The organism is Micromonospora sp. MGP-C2, assembly GCF_057766525.1.
In genome coordinates this window covers 2,932,480-2,948,562 of record NZ_JBYMEN010000002.1, presented here as the reverse complement: position 1 = coordinate 2,948,562, position 16,083 = coordinate 2,932,480, and the positions used below count along the sequence as shown (strand labels likewise).

Genomic DNA, 16,083 nt, shown 5'->3' with positions numbered 1-16,083 from the left:
CACCTCCGTCCGCCGTGGACTCGCTGGCCGTGGTCGATCATGCACTTGTGGTGCCCGTTGTGCTCCGACCAACCCCTTTCATCCCCCACCACAATTCCATGATCGACGGGGCGAGGGCGGGGCGAGACGGGGCGGGGCCCGTGCGGCTGGTGCGCAGTGCGCGGCGACGCCCGGTGGTGCACCTGGGCGGGGTGATGGAGGACTAGGGGCGGATGTCGGCGGGGCGGTCGGTTGTCGGCAGGCCGGCGGCGAGCCAGGCGTCGACGCCGCCGATCATGTCGGTGGCCCGACGCAGCCCGAGGGTCTGCAAACTGGCGGCGGCCAGGCTGGAGCTGTAGCCCTGCCGGCACACCAGCACGATCTCCCGGTCGTACCCGGTCGCCTCCGGGATCCGCCAGGCGCTGGCTGGATCGAGCCGCCATTCCAGCACGGTACGGTCGATGACGACCGCGCCCGGCAGGTCGCCCTGTTCGCGGCGTTGCAGATCGGTGCGGGTGTCGACCAGCAGCGCACCGCCGCGGACCGCCTCGACGGTCTGCTGCGGAGTCAGTCGGTGCAGCCCGGCACGGGCCTGTTCGAGCAGGGCGTCGATACCGGGGCTCATCACATCTCGGAGCACCACCCGATGATGCCGATTCGGTGGCACCCCGGGGCGGCGAACGGGCCGCCCGTCACCCGTGGCCGCCCCAATTCCCCCGGACGTGACGACGGCCGGCCAGGGGCGGTCAGTCGGACGTGTCAGCCGGCCCGGTCAGGCCGCTGATACGGCGTGATCCACCCGGGTTTGCGGAAATCGCGGTGTCCGGTCGACCGGGATGCCCCTATTTCAATGAATCGGAGTCGATCACCCGGGCGGGCGGCGCCGGCGGCATACTTTCGGTCATGCACCACGCGAGGCTGGGCTGAGCCCCGAGGCCGGACGGCCGGCACCACACAGCGAGGCCGCGCGGAGTCCCGAGACCGGACGGCCGGCACCGCAGCGGAGGGCCGTGGACATCACCGGAACGGCCGATGACGTCGGGGGACCGGCCGGTCGTCGGACTGGCAGGTCGTCAGTGGCAGTGGTCGAGGCGTACGCCGAACTGGCCCGTCGGGTGCTCGCGGGCCCGGCGCGGTTGGGGCGGACCCGGCTGGTCGCGGTCGACGGGCCGAGTGGCGCGGGCAAGAGCCGGTTCGCCGCGCGCCTCGCGGATGCCCTGGCGGCGCTGTCCGGCGGCCGGCCGCCCGTGGTGCACACCGACGACCTGCTCGACGGTTGGGACGACCAGGTCACCTTCTGGCCCCGACTCGACGAGGGGGTGCTCGGTCCGCTGCGGGAGGGGAGGCCGGGCGCCTACCGGCGCTACAGCTGGGTGCGGCAGAGCTTCCTGCCTCGGCCGGTTCCGGTTCCGGTCGCGCCGGTGCTGGTGTTGGAGGGGGTCACCGCGGCCCGTGCGGTCGTCCGGCCGGAGCTGACCCTGGCCGTGTTCGTCACCGCGCCTGCCTCGTTGCGGTTGGAGCGCGCGGTCGCCCGGGACGGGCCGGAGATCCTGCCCGAGCTGCGTCGCTGGCACGTCGGTGAGCAGGCGCACTTCGCGGCCGACGACACTGCCGACCACGCGGACCTGCTGGTGGATGGCGCGCCGACGCTGCCGCACGACTCGGACCGGTACTACCTTCGCATCGGTTGAGCGGGGGCATGGACGTCCGCCAGCGGCTACGGCACGATGCGAGAGGGCCGCCACCGGCAGGGCACTGGGCGGGACGGCGGCCAACGGCACGACGCGAAGCACCCAGGGCGCGGCGATCGGGGGACTCATCATGTCGGCAACGGACACGCCCGCGCGGCGCCGGATCACCCTCACCGGCATCAGCTCGCGGGCCTGGGAGCATCCGGCCGACCGGGGCGCTCTGGTCGCCCTGCGGGAGCTGCGCGGGTTCGACGACGTGGTGCGGTCGTTCTTCGGCATGTGGAACGAGCGTGGTTTCCGGCTGTCCGTGCTCGCCTCGGGGATCCGGGTCGACCACCGGCAGTACCCGGCGGTGTGGCAGCGCTACGCCGAGGCCGCGGCGGCGCTCGACGTGGCGGAACTGCCCGAGCTGTACGTGACCCAGTCGCCCTGGTTGGGCGCCGAGGCCGTGGGCCTGGAACGGCCGTTCATCGTGCTCAACTCCGCCTGCGTGCAGCACCTCGACGAGGACGAGCTGCGCTGCCTGCTCGGCCACGAGCTGGGGCATGTGGGCAGTGGGCACGCGGTCTACAAGACGATGCTCATGATCCTCACCCGGTGGGCGGCCAACCTGAGCTGGTTGCCGGTGGGAGCGATCGCGCTGCGGGCGATCATCGCGGCGATGCTGGAGTGGTGGCGCAAGGCCGAGTTGTCCGCCGACCGGGCCGGTCTGCTCGCCGGGCAGGACCCGGCGGCCGCGCTGCGTCTGCTCATGAAGCTCGCGGGCGGCGGTGACCTGTCCCAGATCGACACCGCCGCGTTCCTGGAGCAGGCCGCCGAGTACGCCGGCGGCGGCGACCTGCGCGACAGCCTGCACAAGATCAGAATGACGGCGTGGAGCACCCATCCGGCCCCGGTGGCCCGGGCGGCGCAGCTCCGCCAGTGGATCGACTCCGGGGCGTACGGGCAGGTGCTGGCCGGTGACTATCCGCGCCGCGACGACGACAGCTCGACCAGCGTGTCGGAGGAGATCAAGGCCGCTGCCGATTCGTACCGGGAGGAGTTCAGCCGGTCCAGCGACCCGTTGGTCGGGTTGCTGCGCCGGCTCGGCGACGGCGCCAGCGACGTGGGCGAGTGGGTCGGCGGCACCGCCGGTCGGGCCCGCTCCTGGATGGACGCCGCCACCGAGGCAGCCGGCCGCGCCCAGCGCGCCGGCCGGGCCGCACCCGGTGCGCGGGCGGGCACCGGGCCGTCGGGCGGCGGTGACGGTACGGGCTCGGCCAGCACGTCGGGGTAAGGCCGGCATACGATGCCGGTCATGACCTCACCGATCATGTCCGAGTCCGAGGTGCGGGCCGCCGTCGAGCGGGAGATGCCCGGCGTACGCGCCGACCTGGAACGTCTCGTCCGCATCCCCGGCATCGCCTTCGAGGGCTTCGACCACTCACACGTGGAACGTTCCGCCGAGGCGGTCGCCGAACTGCTGCGCGGCTGCAGCCTGGACGTCGACATCGTGCGTTCCGGCGGTCAGCCCGCGGTGATCGGCCGTCGGGCGGCTCCGCCCGGTGCGCCCACCGTGCTGCTCTACGCCCACCACGACGTGCAGCCGGTCGGCGACCGGTCGCTGTGGGAGTCTGACCCGTTCGAGCCGGTGGAGCGCGACGGCCGGCTCTACGCCCGGGGCGCGGCTGACGACAAGGCCGGCATCATGGCGCACGTCGCGGCGCTGCGGGCGTACGGGGACGCGCTGCCGGTCGGTGTGGTGCTCTTCATCGAGGGCGAGGAGGAGTACGGCTCCGACTCGCTGGAGCAGCTGCTGATCGAGCACCGCGACGAGATCACCTCGGACGTCATCGTGATCGCTGACTCCGGCAACTGGGACATCGGCGTACCGGCGTTGACCACCTCGCTGCGCGGCGTCGTCAACTGTTTCGTCGAGGTGCGCACGCTGGACCACGCGGTGCACAGCGGCATGTTCGGCGGTGCCGTGCCGGACGCGCTCACCGCGCTGGTCCGCCTGCTGTCGACGCTGCACGACGACGCCGGCGACGTGGCGGTGGAAGGGCTGGTCGGCCGGGAGGGCGCCACCGTCGACTACCCCGAGGACCGGATCCGGAACGAGGCCGGGCTGGCCGACGGCGTCCAGTTCATCGGCACCGGCCGGATCACCGACCGGCTCTGGACCAAGCCCGCGGTGGCGGTGCTCGGCATCGACGCGCCGTCCACCAGTGAGGCGCCGAACGCCCTGGTCCCGGCCGCGAAGGCGAAGCTCAACGTCCGCCTCGCTCCCGGTGACGACCCCAAGCGGGCGTACGCGGCGATTCGCGCGCACCTGGAGAAGCACGCTCCGTGGGGTGCCCAGGTGACCGTCAGCCTGGAGCACGACGGCAACCCGTGCGTGATCGACGCGTCCGGGCCGATGTTCGACGCCGCCCGGTCGGCCTTCCGGGCTGCCTGGGACGGCACCGACCCGGTGGACGTCGGCATCGGCGGTTCGATCCCGTTCATCGCCACCTTCCAGGAGATGTTCCCGGATGCGGCGATCCTGGTGACCGGCGTGGAGGACCCGCACGCCCGTGCGCACGGCCCGAACGAGAGTCTGCACCTGGGTGAGTTCGCCAAGGTCTGCCTCGCCGAGGCGTTGCTGCTCGGCAATGTCGCCGCTGCGCGTAGTTAGGTCACGGACGGCGATTTCGGGCCTGATCTGCGAGTTTACGGCGTGTCGGATGGTCAGCTGTTATAGCCTTTCGTACATGAGTACGAACGAGGTGATGGCCCGGTTGGGGGCCGCTGTCAGCGCGCTGGGGGACGTCGACGTCTCCGCGTGGTCCGAGGACACGCTCAACGAACAGCTCGGTGAGCTCTCCGCCGCACTGGTCGCCCTCGACTCGGTGCTCTCCCGTGTCGCTGGCGAGGTCCGTGCCCGGGGGTTGCGCATCGAGGAGCCCGTCTCCGCCTGATCGTCGTCCGCGTTGGTGGGCGGCAACCTGCCGACACCGCCCGGGCACGGCAATGCCCGGGCGGTGTCGGAGGTGACTGGCAGGATGAGCTGCGTGCGGTTCCTCGACCTGGCAGCCACCTCCGCTGCCGTCAGCGCCACCAGCGGCCGGCGGGCCAAGGTGGAGCTGCTGGCTGACGCGTTGCGCCGGCTCGACCCGGGCGAGGTCGAGCCCGGTGCCGGCTATCTGGCCGGTGAGCTGCGCCAACGACAGACCGGGGTGGGCTACGCGAGCCTGCGTGACCTGCCGCCACCGGCCGCCGAGCCGACGTTGACGGTGGCGTCCGTGGACGCGGCCATCGAGCAGATCGCCGCCGTGGCGGGCACGGGTTCGCAGGCCCGCCGGCGGGCGCTGCTCGGTGCCCTCTACGCGGCGGCGACCGCCGAGGAGCAGCGTCTGCTCACCGGCCTGTTCAGCGGCGAGCTGCGCCAGGGCGCCCAGGCGGGGTTGCTCGCCGACGCGGTCGCCCGGGCCGCCGAGGTGCCGGTGGCGACGGTCCGACGGGCCCTGCTGCTCGCCGGTGACCTGCGTGCCGTGGCGGTGGCCGCGCTGTCCGGCGGGGCCGCCGAGTTGGCCGGGTTCGGCCTTCAGGTCGGCCGGCCGCTGGCGCCGATGCTGGCGCAGAGCGCCCCCTCTGTCGACGAGGCGCTCGCCGCGACCGGCACGCCGGCGGTGGTCGACGTGAAGCTCGACGGCATCCGCATCCAGGTGCACCGCTCGGGCGCCGACATCGCCGTCTTCACCCGCAGCCTCGACGAGATCACCGCCCGGGTTCCCGAGGTGGTCGCCGCGGTCCGGGCCCTGCCGGGCCGCGAGTTGGTGCTCGACGGCGAGGCGATCGGCCTGGACGAGACGGGCCGTCCGTTGCCGTTCCAGCAGACCTCCAGTCGGGCCGCCCGACGCACCACCCCCAGCACCACCGGCCGCACTCCGGTCGCCCCGGCGGTGCTCGCGGCAGCCGCCAGCACCGGCGCGACAGTGCTCACTCCGTACTTCTTCGATCTGCTGCACCTCGACGGCGAGGACCTGATCGACCTGCCCGGCCGGGAGCGGTGGGCCGCCCTCGCCGGCGCGGTCGACTCGTCGCTGCTGGTCGGTCGGATGGAGGTCGACGGCCCCGAGCAGGCCGCCGCCGCGTTCGCCGCCGCGCTCGACGCCGGGCAGGAGGGCGTGGTGGTCAAGGCGCCGGACGCCCCCTACGACGCCGGCCGGCGCGGTGCCGCCTGGGTCAAGGTCAAGCCCCGGCACACCCTCGACCTGGTGGTGCTCGCCGTCGAGTGGGGCAGTGGCCGGCGCAAGGGTTGGCTGTCCAACCTGCATCTGGGCGCGCGCGACCCGCACACCGGCGACTTCGTCATGCTCGGCAAGACGTTCAAGGGGCTCACCGACGAGCTGCTGCGGTGGCAGACCGAGCGGTTCCTCGACCTCGCGGTCGAGCGCGGCGACTGGGTGGTCCGCGTCCGGCCTGAGCAGGTGGTGGAGATCGCCTTCGACGGGGTGCAGACCAGCTCCCGCTATCCCGGGGGGATGGCGCTGCGGTTCGCCCGGGTGGTGCGGTATCGCGATGACAAGTCCGCCGCCGAGGCGGACACCATCGACGCCGTCCGCGCCATCCACGCCGGGCGTCCCACCGGTTGACGGGCCCGGGTCACCTGCTGGACAGCGACCTCGCGTAGTTCACCTGGTTGTTGATGTGCGCCACCTGAGCCTGATCGGCGACCGGGATCCGGGCCACGTACTGCTGCGCGCCGTTGGTCACCGTCACCTGGACGGTGCCGTGGTGCCGGGTCTCCTTGACCAGCAGGAAGAGCAAACTCAAGACGAACAGGCAGAAGAAACCGACGATGGCGCAGACCAGTGCCCAGGTGGCCACCTTCTCCTCGCGCTGCCAGTAGTCGGCCACGTGCCAGGTCGCCCCGGCCAGCGGCAGCACTCCGGCCGGCGTACGGATGACGGGTGGGCTGACCGCGATCTCGGCGATCTGCACCGCGACCACCTCCGGCCCGCTGGGGTAGCCGGCCAGGGCCGGGGGCACCGCCATCGGGGTCGGCGGGTACGGCCCGACCGCCGGCCACGCCCCGGCCGGCTGGGCCGGCGTCCATCCCTCGGCCGGCTGGGCCGGTCCCCATGCCCCGGCCGGCTGGGATGGCGGCCCGGAGAAGGGAGCGGGCGGTGCGGAGAACTGCGCGGGTGGTGCCGAGAACTGTGCCGGAGGCCCGGAGAACTGCGCTGGTGCCGGCGTGACCGGGAATGGTGTCGTCGGCGGTAGGCCGGAAGCCGCGGCTTCCGGGGGTGCCGTCGTCGGAAACGGCGCGGCAGGTGCGCTGGTCGGCAGTGGCGCGGTCGGTGGTTCGGCGGCCCACGGGTCGATCGGCGGGTGCGCCCGGGTCTCCGGAACGGGCTCGGGCAGCGGTGCCGTGGGATCCACGCTCATCGGGACCCCCAACGTGAGGTGAACACCCGGCGGAGACTACCGGCTGCCGTGGTGTGCCCGGTGCCCCCGAGTGTCCGGTTGAGTCAGCGGACCGGACCGGGTCGGGCCGGGCCGGTCAGGCGGACGCGCTCGGTGTGGGCTCGGCCGCCCGGTCCAGCGGAGCCGGGGTGGTGCCGAGGCCGGCGGCGCGGCGTGCCTCGCGGCGCGCCACCCAGCCGTAGCCGAACAGGGCCATCACCGCGAAGAGCCACCACTGCACGACGTAGCCGAAGTTCTGCCAGTTGTTGGCGTGCCCGACCGGCACCGCCTTGAAGACCGGGTCGGCCGCCGGGGTCTGCTCGTCCAGCAGCAGATAGGCGCCGTAGACCGGGTAGGGCAGTTCGCCCGCCAGGCGTGACACCCCGATCCGTCGGATCTCCAGCCGCCCGTCGCGCCGGGCCACCGCGCCGGCGCCGCTCTCGGTCTCATGCACACGCCCGACGACTGTCACATCGCCGGTCGGCACGGCCGGCACCTGCGGCTGGGCGGTTGCCCCACCCGGCGCCGGCGGGATCCAGCCCCGGTCCACCAGCAGCGCCGTGCCATCCGCGAGCACCAGCGGGGTGAGCACCTCGAAGCCGACCCGGCTGTCCACCGTCCGACCACGGACCAGCACGGTGTTCGTCGGGTCGTACCGGCCGGTGACTGTCACCCGCGTCCAGACCTTGTCCTCGGCGGGGGCCGGGCCTGTCGTGCCCGCGCCGCCGGTGGGAGCGCGCAGCGCGTCGGCCAGTGGCGTCGGGGCCATCCGCTGGCCCGCGTCGATCCGCTCGTTGACCTCGGTACGCCCCCGGTAGCGGTCCAGCTGCCAGTTGCCGAGGAACACCATGACGGCGGCGGCAACCAGGGTCAGCGCGAGAGCGCCCAGCCAGCGTGGGCTCAGCAGGAACCGGTACACGGCACCGAGGCTACTCGTATGACCGGCGCCACTGACCTGGACCGGGCCGGAGCCGTGCCAGGAACCGGTCCGGTGGCCCCGGTTGGCGGTGCTCACCTCTCCAGCCGGACGGGTATCGTCACGCCGACGGATCGGCCCCGGTCGTCCCGTCGCGTACCCGCCACCGCTCGCGAGGAGTCGATGATGACCGTCGTGCCGCGCCTGGTGCTCAGCGCACCGTCCTCCGGGCACGGTAAGAACGCGCTGGCGATCGGGCTGCTCGCTGCGCTCGCCGAGCGGGGGGTGGACGTCGCCGGGTTCAAGCTCGGGCCGGACCACGTCGACGCCGCCTACCTGGGCCTCGCCTCCGGTCGGCCGGGTCGGGTGATCGATCCCCGGCTGGTCGGCATGGACCGGCTCGCCCCGCTGGTGGCGCACGGTGCCGCCGGTGCCGGGCTCGCCGTGGTGCAGGGCAGCATGGGTCTGTACGACGCGGTCGGTGGTCGCCCGGAGCAGGAGTCGACGGCCGCCGCGGCCGCGGCGCTGCGCAGCCCGGTGGTGCTCGTCGTCGACGTGGCCGCGATGGGTCAGTCGGTGGCGGCCCTGGTGCACGGTTTCCGCTCGTACGACGAGCAGTTGTGGCTCGGCGGGGTGATCCTCAACCGGGTGGCGTCGTCGCGGCACGAGGCGATGCTGCGCGAGGCGTTGGACGACGTGGGTGTGCCGGTCTACGGTGCGCTGCGTCGCCAGGACCTGCCGGCGGTGCTGCCGTCGCGGCGGCACGGTGTGGCACCGGTGGTCGACGGCTCCGCCGACGCCGTCCGCGCGGTCCGTCGGCTGGGCGAGGCCGTCGCCGCCACTGTCGACCTGGAACGACTGCTCGGGCTGGCCCGCTCCGCCCCAGAGCTGCCCGCCCCCGCCTGGTCTCCCGAGGAGGCCCTCGGCGCGTTCACCGCCCCGGCGGACCGCCCGCTGGTGGCGCTGGCCGGCGGGCCGGGCGGCAGCTTCAGCCACCCGGAGACCGCCGAGTTGCTGCGCGCCGCCGGCGCCGAGATCGTCACCGTCGATCCGCTGCGCGACGAGGCGCTGCCGGTCGGCACCCGCGCGCTGGTCATCGGTGGCGCGCTGCCCGAGGCGTACGCCGAGCAGTTGTCGGCCAACCGGCGGCTCTGCATCGCGGTGGCCGAGCTGGCGCGGACCGGGCGTCCGGTGGTCGCCGAGGGCGCCGGGCTGCTCTGGCTGGCCCGGGAGTTGGACGGGCTGCCGATGTGCGGTGTCCTGGACGCGATCGGTGTCAGCCGGGACGGTCTGGTGGCCGGCTACCGGGAGGCGACCGCTCAGACCGACAGCGTGGTCGCCGCCCAGGGTACGGTGCTGGTCGGCCACAAGGCGCACCGTGCGGTGCTCACCCCCCGCGCTGGTCAGCGGCCGGCGTGGAGCTGGGAGGGCGGCACGCCGGAGGGGTTCGTCTGGCGCAACGTGCACGCCTCGCAGCTCACCCTGCACTGGGCCGGTCATCCGGCGACGGCGGCTCGCTTGGTCGCCGCGGCGGCCGAGCCGACGAACGAGGGGGTGCCGGTGCAGCCCGGCGGGGTGCCGGCGTGATCGGTCAGGTGGCGGTGCGCCGCTTCCCGGCGTTGACCGTCTCCACCCCGCGTACGGAGGTGCGGCGACTCACCGCGGCGGACGCGGAGGCGGCCGGTGAGATCTTCGCCGACAAGTTGACCCGGCGCTGGCTGCCGTTGCCCGACGACTCCGGCCCGATCGACGGGCACGCCTGGTGCACGGAGCTGGCCCGGCAGCGGCGGGACAGCGGCGAGGGTGACCACTATGCGGTGGTCCGACGCGAGGACGACCAGGTGGTGGGCTCGCTGTGGACGCGGCGCACCGACTGGGGTGCCCGTCTCACCGAGGTCTCCTACGCGATGGCGCCACACGCGCGGGGCTTCGGCTTCGCCGCCGAGGCCGTCGACGCGGTGGCCATCGCGCTGATCCTGGAGCACGGCTTCCAACGGGTCGAGCTGCGGGTGGCACCCGGCAACCTGGCCTCGCGCCGGGTCGCCGAGAAGGCGGGGTTCAGCTACGAGGGCCTGCTGCGCAACGCCGGGCTGGTCGGCGGCGGCCGGGTGGATCTCGAACTCTGGTCGTTCGTCGCCGCCGACCTGCGCTGACCCGCCGGCTGGTCAGCCGACGATCGCGTCCGACGGTGGGGTGAACTGGCGGGTCGGTGTGCCCTTCAGGCCGTCGCGCAGCGTCTCCGACACCGCCTTGATCGGGATCTGGGACTGCCCGTCACCGACCGCGTTGAACGGATTGTCCGGGTCGGAGATGAAGCTCGCCGCGGCCAACTCCGGTGTGTAGCCGACGAACCAGGCGGATCGTGTGCTGTCGGTGGTACCGGTCTTGCCGGCCACCGGGCGTCCGACTGTGCCCCGCACGCTGTCGGCGGTGGACCAGCCGCCGCAGCTTCCGCGCGCCGGGGTGTCGCCGGTGGGGCAGCGGGCCGCGTCGGTGGCCGCCCGAGCGGCGTCCGCGCTGACCACCTGCCGGCAGCGAGGCTTGGCCACCTCGCGATGGATGCCGCCCGGGGTGGCGTACGTGGTCGGCGTGCCGTCCCGGTTCATGATCGACTGCACCGGGATCGCCTCGCAGTAGCGACCGTCGGCGGCGATGGCGGCGTAGGCGTTCGCCATCTCCAGCGGGGTGGCGTCGGAGACCCCCAGGGTGAACGCGCCCCACTGCTTCGCCTTGTCCGGGGACGCGTGGTCCCGGTCGACGTCGGTGCGCCACCGCAGCCCGAGCTGCTCGGCCAACCGGACCGCCCGGTCAGCGCCGACCTTCTCCTCCAACCAGACGAAGTACGTGTTGACCGATTTGCCGAAACCGGACCACATGGTCTGTTGACCCGTCATCGCGCCGCTGGCGTTGGAGGGCGCCCACCCGTCGTAGACGGACGACCGGTAGCGGTAGGGCGCGTTGAACGAGGTGGAGAGCGTCATCCCCGAGTCCAGCGCGGCCAGCATCGGGAACATCTTGAACGTCGACCCGGCCTGGTAGCCCGCCAGGTCACCGCCGCCGAGCAGCGGCGCCACAGTGTTCGGGTAGTTGGCCTTCACCTTCGGCCCGGCCTCGGGATTGGAACTCTGCGGGTTCTCGCTGAGATCCAGCGAGTACGTCCGGTTCACCGCCATCGCCTTGACCCGCCCGGTGCCCGGCTCGGAGACCACGATTCCGTTGGCGAACGGACTGCCGGTGGCCTCCTTGGAACCGACGTTCTTCTCCGCCGCCTCCTGGATCTTCGGGTCGATGCTGAGCACGATCCGGTAGCCGCCCCGGCGCAGCTTGTCCATGCGTTCCAGCCGGTTCGCCCCGAACGCGGGCTGCGCGCTCCACCAGTTCTTCAGGTAGTCGCAGGCGAAGCCCCAGCTGTTGTACTTCTCCGCCACCGCGGCACAGTCGTGCGGCGGGGTCGTCAGCTTCAGCCGGATCGGCTCGGACTTGGCGGCGGCGGCCGAGTCGGGGGAGAGGTAACCGAGCTGGCTCATCCGGTCCAGCACGTAGTCACGCCGCCCGGTGGCCTCCTTCTGGTCGGAGTCGGCCGGGTCGTACTCCGACGGGGACTTGACCAGCCCGGCGAGGGTGGCGGCCTCGACCGGGGTGAGGTTCTTCGGGGTCTTGGAGAAGAAGATCTCGCTGGCCGCGTAGATGCCGTACGCCCGGTGCCCGAAGTACGCCGAGTTCAGGTAGCGCTCCAGGATCTGCTCCTTGCTCATCTCCTTCTCCAGGTCCAGCGCCATCCGCATCTCCTTGACCTTGCGAAGGCTGGTCTGCTGGGTGGCTTCCTGGACCTCCTTGGGCGTGGTCGCGCTGTCCCGCAGGGCCATCCGGACGTACTGCATGGTCAGCGTCGACGCACCCTGGGAGCCGCCGGAGCGGGCATTGGACACGAAGGCGCGGGCCACGCCCTTCGGGTCGACGCCGTGGTGCTGGTAGAACCGTGAGTCCTCGGCGGCGACGATCGCCTGCTGGATGTTCGGCGACATGTCCGACAGCTTGGTGTACTGCCGGTACTCCTCGTAGAACATGGTCAGCACGGTCTTGCCGTCCGGGGCGTAGACGTACGAGGTCTCGGCGGGCAACGCGGTGGTCAGCAGTCTGGTCTTCTGCTCCGTGGCGTGCGCGGTGGCCTTCGCGCCGAGCCCGGTGACGGCGACCAGTGGGTACGCGGCGGCGGCGATCACGATTCCGGCGATCAGCCCGGCGCGAAGTAGAGGGACGAGTCGACCAGCGGCAGCAAGGGGTCGGTTACTCACATGGCCAAGTTATGACATTTCCGATTCATACCTGAGAAGAACTCTTAAACCGGCGGGTGGTGACGTGGCTTACGCCGAGATCGACTGTCCCACCGGCCACCTTCCCGGCAGGATCGCGGACATGTCTGATCAGCCGAGTGGGATGGTCCCGACCGCCGGGGCCGAGCCGGACCTCGCGCACCACGGCGACGCGGAGGCGACCGAAGGCCTGATCGACCTCGCCGTCAACGTCCGCCAGGCAGCGCCTCCCGCCTGGCTGGCCGGCCCGATCGCCGCGACCCTGACCGACCTGGCGCGCTATCCGGACCCGACGGCGGCCCGGGCGGCGGTCGCCGCCCGACACCGCCGTCACCCGAACGAGGTGCTGCTCACCGCAGGCGCGGCCGAGGGCTTCGTGCTGATCGCCCAGGCGCTGCGCGGGGTGCGCCGACCGGTGGTGGTGCACCCCCAGTTCACCGAGCCGGAGGCGGCGCTGCGGGCCGCCGGACATGCGGTCGGGCGGGTGCTGCTGGACCCCGCCGACGATTTCCGGCTCGACCCGTCCCGGGTGCCCGCCGACGCCGACCTGGTGATGATCGGCAACCCGACGAACCCCACGTCGGTGCTGCACCCGGCGCAGACGCTGGCCGCGCTGGCCCGTCCCGGCCGGGTGCTGGTGGTCGACGAGGCGTTCGCCGACACCACCATCGCCCCCGGCCATCCCGGCGAACCGGAGTCGCTGGCCGAGCGGCGCGACGTTCCGGGGCTGCTCGTGCTGCGCAGCCTCACCAAGACCTGGGGCCTGGCCGGTCTCCGGATCGGCTACCTGCTCGGCGCTCCGGAGCTGCTGACCCGGCTGGCCGCCGTCCAGCCGCTCTGGGCCGTCTCCACACCCGCGTTGGCCGCCGCGTCCGCCTGCGCCACCGCCGTCGCGGTGCAGGCCGAACGCGCGATCGCCGCCGACCTCGCCACCGACCGCGACCACCTGGTCGCCCGCCTGACCGACCTGCCCGGTGTACGCGTCGTCGGCCGCCCCGCCAGCGCATTCGTCCTGCTGCACCTGCCGGGCGCGAGCGCGATCCGAGCCGCCCTGCGGGAGCGGGGCTGGGCGGTACGCCGAGGCGACACGTTTCCCGGCCTCGGCCCGGACTGGCTGCGGGTGGCGGTGCGCGACCGTAACACCACCGACGCGTTCATCGAGGTGCTGCGCGAGACCATGGAGGCATGATGCTGGAGACCACGATCGCGGCGATCCGACCGGCGGACGAAGCGGCCATGGCCGACGCCCGCGAGCTGCACGGCCGGCTGACCAAGCCGGCGGGCTCGCTGGGCGCTCTGGAAGAACTTTCGGTACGCCTCGCCGGGCTGGCCGGGGCCTGCCCACCGCCGCTGCCCGAGCCGGCCGCCGTGGCGATCTTCGCCGGCGACCACGGGGTGCACGCCCAGGGGGTCAGCCCGTGGCCGCAGGAGGTCACCGGGCAGATGATCGGCAACTTCCTGGCCGGCGGGGCGGTGGTCAACGCGTTCGCCCGACAGGCCGGCGCGTCGGTCACCGTTGTCGACGTCGGTGTGGCCACCCCGCTGCCCACCGGACCGGTCGACGATCCGGCTGGGGCCGACCGGGCTGGGTCCGAGCCGGCTGGGCCCGACCGAGCTGGGCTCAATCCGGCTGGGCCCGAGCCGGCTGGGTCCGAGCCGGCGGTGCTCGACCCGGCGGTGCCCCGACTGGTTGTCGCGTCCGTCCGCCGGGGCACCCGCGACTTCACGGTGACCGCCGCGCTGACCCGGGACGAGGCGCTGGCGGCGCTGCAGACCGGCATCCGGATCGCCGACGAGCTGATCGACGCCGGGGCCGGCATCCTGCTCACCGGTGACATGGGCCTCGGCAACACCACCCCGGCCGCCGCGCTGATCGCCGCCTTCACCGGTGCCGACCCGCTCGACGCCACCGGCCGGGGCACCGGGATCGACGACCCGACGTACGCCCACAAGGTCGCCGTGGTGCGCTCCGCGCTGGCCCGGCACTCGCCCGACCCGGCCGACCCGCTGGGTGTGCTGGCCGCCGTCGGTGGCCTGGAGCACGCCGCGCTGGCCGGGCTGATCCTGGGTGCCGCGGCCCGCCGGACGCCGGTGCTGCTGGACGGCGTGATCGCGGTCTCGGCCGCGCTGGCCGCCGCCGCGTTCGCCCCGGCAGCGGTCGGTGCCATGGTCGCCGGTCACCGTTCGGCCGAGCCCGGCGCCACTGTGGCACTGCGACACCTCGGCCTCGACCCGCTGATCGACCTGGGGCTGCGCCTCGGCGAGGGCACCGGCGCGCTGCTGGCGTTGCCCGTGGTCACCGGTGCCGTCCGGGTGCTGCACGAGGTAGCCACCTTCGACTCCGCCGGCGTGGCCGAGAAGTGACCACACGCAGCGAGCGAGTCGTCCGCCCCGGTGGTGCGGCGTGACCTCCAATCCGTACCCCCTGGGTCTGCGGCTCGACGGGCGGCGGGTGGTCGTGGTGGGCGGTGGCGCGGTCGCCACCCGGCGCGTGCCCGCGCTGCTGGACGCCGGTGCGGACGTCCTGCTGGTGGCACCGGAGCTGACCCCGGCGTTGCGCGCCCGGGTCGACGCGGGACGGCTGCACTGGGTACCGCGCCGGTTCGTGCCCGAGGACCTGGACGGCGCGTGGCTGGTCCAGGTCGCGATCGACGACCCGCTGGCGGCGGCCTCGGTGAGCGCCGTCGCCGCCGAGCGGCGGATCTTCTGCGTCCGGGCCGACGACCGCACGGCCGCCACCGCCTGGACCCCGGCGGTGACCCGGCACGGCCCGGTCACCGTCGCGGTGCTCGGCGGCGGCGATCCGCGCCGGGCGATGACGGTCCGCGACGCGATCCGCGACCTGCTCGCCGTCCGCCTGGCACCGGACGGGATCGCCGGCCGTTCCGATGCTTCCAGCGGGACGACCGCCGGGCGGGTGGCGCTGGTCGGGGCCGGGCCGGGTGACCCCGAGCTGATCACCGTCCGAGGCTGGCGGCTGCTCACCGAGGCGGACGTTGTGGTCGCCGACCGCCTGGTGCCGGGGCTGCTCCTGGACGAGTTGCGCCCCGACGTCGAGCTGGTGGACGCCTCGAAGATCCCCTACGGCCCGTCCCGGGCGCAGGAGGAGATCAATCAGATCCTGGTCGACCGCGCCCTGGCCGGTGCCTTCGTGGTGCGCCTCAAGGGCGGTGATCCGTACGTCTTCGGGCGGGGCGGCGAGGAACTGCTGGCGTGCGCGGAGGCCGGCGTGCCGGTGACCGTCGTGCCGGGGGTGACCAGCTCGATCGCCGCGCCGGCCGCGGCCGGCATCCCGGTCACCCATCGTGGGGTGGCCCACGAGTTCACAGTGGTCTCCGGGCACCTGGCGCCCGACTCGCCAGCTTCCCTGGTGCGCTGGGACGCCCTCGCGGGTCTGCGCGGCACCCTGGTGATCCTGATGGGGCTGAAGAACCTCGCCGCCATCACGGCCACCCTGATCGCGCACGGCCGGCCGCCACAGACGCCGGCCGCCGTCGTCCAGGAGGCCACCACAGGTGCCCAGCGGGTGCTGCGGTCGACGCTCGACGCGGTGGCCGCCGAGGCGCTCGCCGCCGACCTGCGTCCGCCCGCGGTCGTCGTGGTGGGCGACGTGGTGGGCACGCTGGACGCCTGAACGCCCCGCCCCCGCCCCCCCACTCCCGCCCCCCACTCCGTCGATCATGGAGTTGTGGTGGGTGACAAAGCAGCCGTTGTAGCTCGAAATCGGGCACCGTAACTGCTTGATCGACCAGAG

At 73.3% G+C, this 16,083-nt stretch carries 14 protein-coding genes; 10 read left to right on the top strand and 4 right to left on the bottom strand.

All coding sequences use genetic code 11. The features are described 5' to 3' along the window. Positions 1–202 precede the first annotated feature (202 nt). On the bottom strand, positions 203–604 hold the full coding sequence (locus AC3CF1_RS13145) for a rhodanese-like domain-containing protein (RefSeq protein ID WP_088949799.1): 402 nt from the start codon (positions 602–604) through the stop codon (positions 203–205). Positions 605–995: 391 nt separating this feature from the next. Here AC3CF1_RS13145 and AC3CF1_RS13140 point away from each other — a divergent pair, with 391 nt between their 5' ends. The 5 genes from AC3CF1_RS13140 (at position 996) to AC3CF1_RS13120 (ending at position 6,286) form a co-directional block, all read left to right on the top strand. Continuing rightward, complete coding sequence (locus AC3CF1_RS13140) at positions 996–1,670, top strand: uridine kinase family protein (RefSeq protein ID WP_435794787.1); 675 nt, start codon at positions 996–998, stop codon at positions 1,668–1,670. Positions 1,671–1,800: 130 nt separating this feature from the next. Further along, positions 1,801–2,946, top strand: a complete 1,146-nt coding sequence (locus AC3CF1_RS13135) for a M48 family metallopeptidase (protein WP_354982246.1) — start codon at positions 1,801–1,803, stop codon at positions 2,944–2,946. Between the two features lie 36 nt (positions 2,947–2,982). After that, positions 2,983–4,326, top strand: a complete 1,344-nt coding sequence (locus tag AC3CF1_RS13130; RefSeq protein ID WP_488452076.1) for a M20/M25/M40 family metallo-hydrolase — start codon at positions 2,983–2,985, stop codon at positions 4,324–4,326. Between the two features lie 76 nt (positions 4,327–4,402). Continuing rightward, entirely contained in the window at positions 4,403–4,609 is a 207-nt protein-coding gene (locus AC3CF1_RS13125; protein WP_030333429.1) for a hypothetical protein, read from the top strand. An 84-nt stretch (positions 4,610–4,693) separates the two neighbouring features. Further along, positions 4,694–6,286, top strand: coding sequence for an ATP-dependent DNA ligase (locus AC3CF1_RS13120; RefSeq protein WP_354982245.1), 1,593 nt, complete (start codon positions 4,694–4,696; stop codon positions 6,284–6,286). A 10-nt stretch (positions 6,287–6,296) separates the two neighbouring features. Here AC3CF1_RS13120 and AC3CF1_RS13115 read toward each other — a convergent pair whose 3' ends face one another. Beyond that, entirely contained in the window at positions 6,297–7,082 is a 786-nt protein-coding gene (locus tag AC3CF1_RS13115; RefSeq protein ID WP_488450563.1) for a hypothetical protein, read from the bottom strand. Between the two features lie 115 nt (positions 7,083–7,197). Then, positions 7,198–8,019, bottom strand: a complete 822-nt coding sequence (locus tag AC3CF1_RS13110; RefSeq protein WP_328371075.1) for an SURF1 family cytochrome oxidase biogenesis protein — start codon at positions 8,017–8,019, stop codon at positions 7,198–7,200. 183 nt (positions 8,020–8,202) lie between these two features. Between AC3CF1_RS13110 and AC3CF1_RS13105 the strand changes: the two genes are divergently transcribed. Together AC3CF1_RS13105 and AC3CF1_RS13100 are read left to right on the top strand one after the other, a co-directional pair. Further along, positions 8,203–9,603 (top strand): cobyrinic acid a,c-diamide synthase CobB, encoded by a 1,401-nt coding sequence (locus tag AC3CF1_RS13105; protein ID WP_488450562.1) that lies wholly within the window; start codon positions 8,203–8,205, stop codon positions 9,601–9,603. Continuing rightward, positions 9,600–10,169, top strand: a complete 570-nt coding sequence (locus tag AC3CF1_RS13100) for a GNAT family N-acetyltransferase (protein WP_354982241.1) — start codon at positions 9,600–9,602, stop codon at positions 10,167–10,169. Before AC3CF1_RS13105 ends, AC3CF1_RS13100 begins: the two co-directional genes overlap by 4 nt. 12 nt (positions 10,170–10,181) lie before the next feature. Here AC3CF1_RS13100 and AC3CF1_RS13095 read toward each other — a convergent pair whose 3' ends face one another. After that, positions 10,182–12,311: a transglycosylase domain-containing protein gene (locus AC3CF1_RS13095; protein ID WP_354982240.1), complete on the bottom strand. Its 2,130-nt coding sequence runs from the start codon at positions 12,309–12,311 to the stop codon at positions 10,182–10,184. Positions 12,312–12,432: 121 nt separating this feature from the next. Between AC3CF1_RS13095 and cobC the strand changes: the two genes are divergently transcribed. The 3 genes from cobC to cobA are packed head-to-tail and all read left to right on the top strand — an operon-like array spanning position 12,433 to position 15,963. Next, entirely contained in the window at positions 12,433–13,518 is a 1,086-nt protein-coding gene (cobC, locus tag AC3CF1_RS13090) for an Rv2231c family histidinol phosphate aminotransferase CobC (RefSeq protein ID WP_488450561.1), read from the top strand. Further along, entirely contained in the window at positions 13,518–14,693 is a 1,176-nt protein-coding gene (locus tag AC3CF1_RS13085; RefSeq protein ID WP_488452075.1) for a nicotinate-nucleotide--dimethylbenzimidazole phosphoribosyltransferase, read from the top strand. The genes cobC and AC3CF1_RS13085 overlap by 1 nt, the downstream gene beginning before the upstream one ends. A 40-nt stretch (positions 14,694–14,733) precedes the next feature. After that, positions 14,734–15,963, top strand: a complete 1,230-nt coding sequence (gene cobA, locus AC3CF1_RS13080) for a uroporphyrinogen-III C-methyltransferase (protein WP_488450560.1) — start codon at positions 14,734–14,736, stop codon at positions 15,961–15,963. The last annotated feature ends 120 nt before the right edge of the window (positions 15,964–16,083 follow it).

Excerpts from the sequence above, each read along its gene's own strand:
- AC3CF1_RS13145 (WP_088949799.1), bottom strand. The coding sequence starts at position 604 with ATGAGCCCCGGTATCGACGCCCTGCTCGAACAGGCCCGTGCCGGGCTG.
- AC3CF1_RS13135 (WP_354982246.1), top strand. The coding sequence starts at position 1,801 with ATGTCGGCAACGGACACGCCCGCGCGGCGCCGGATCACCCTCACCGGC.
- AC3CF1_RS13130 (WP_488452076.1), top strand. The coding sequence starts at position 2,983 with ATGTCCGAGTCCGAGGTGCGGGCCGCCGTCGAGCGGGAGATGCCCGGC.
- AC3CF1_RS13125 (WP_030333429.1), top strand. The coding sequence starts at position 4,403 with ATGAGTACGAACGAGGTGATGGCCCGGTTGGGGGCCGCTGTCAGCGCG.
- AC3CF1_RS13120 (WP_354982245.1), top strand. The coding sequence starts at position 4,694 with ATGAGCTGCGTGCGGTTCCTCGACCTGGCAGCCACCTCCGCTGCCGTC.
- AC3CF1_RS13115 (WP_488450563.1), bottom strand. The coding sequence starts at position 7,082 with ATGAGCGTGGATCCCACGGCACCGCTGCCCGAGCCCGTTCCGGAGACC.
- AC3CF1_RS13105 (WP_488450562.1), top strand. The coding sequence starts at position 8,203 with ATGACCGTCGTGCCGCGCCTGGTGCTCAGCGCACCGTCCTCCGGGCAC.
- cobC (WP_488450561.1), top strand. The coding sequence starts at position 12,433 with ATGTCTGATCAGCCGAGTGGGATGGTCCCGACCGCCGGGGCCGAGCCG.
- AC3CF1_RS13085 (WP_488452075.1), top strand. The coding sequence starts at position 13,518 with ATGCTGGAGACCACGATCGCGGCGATCCGACCGGCGGACGAAGCGGCC.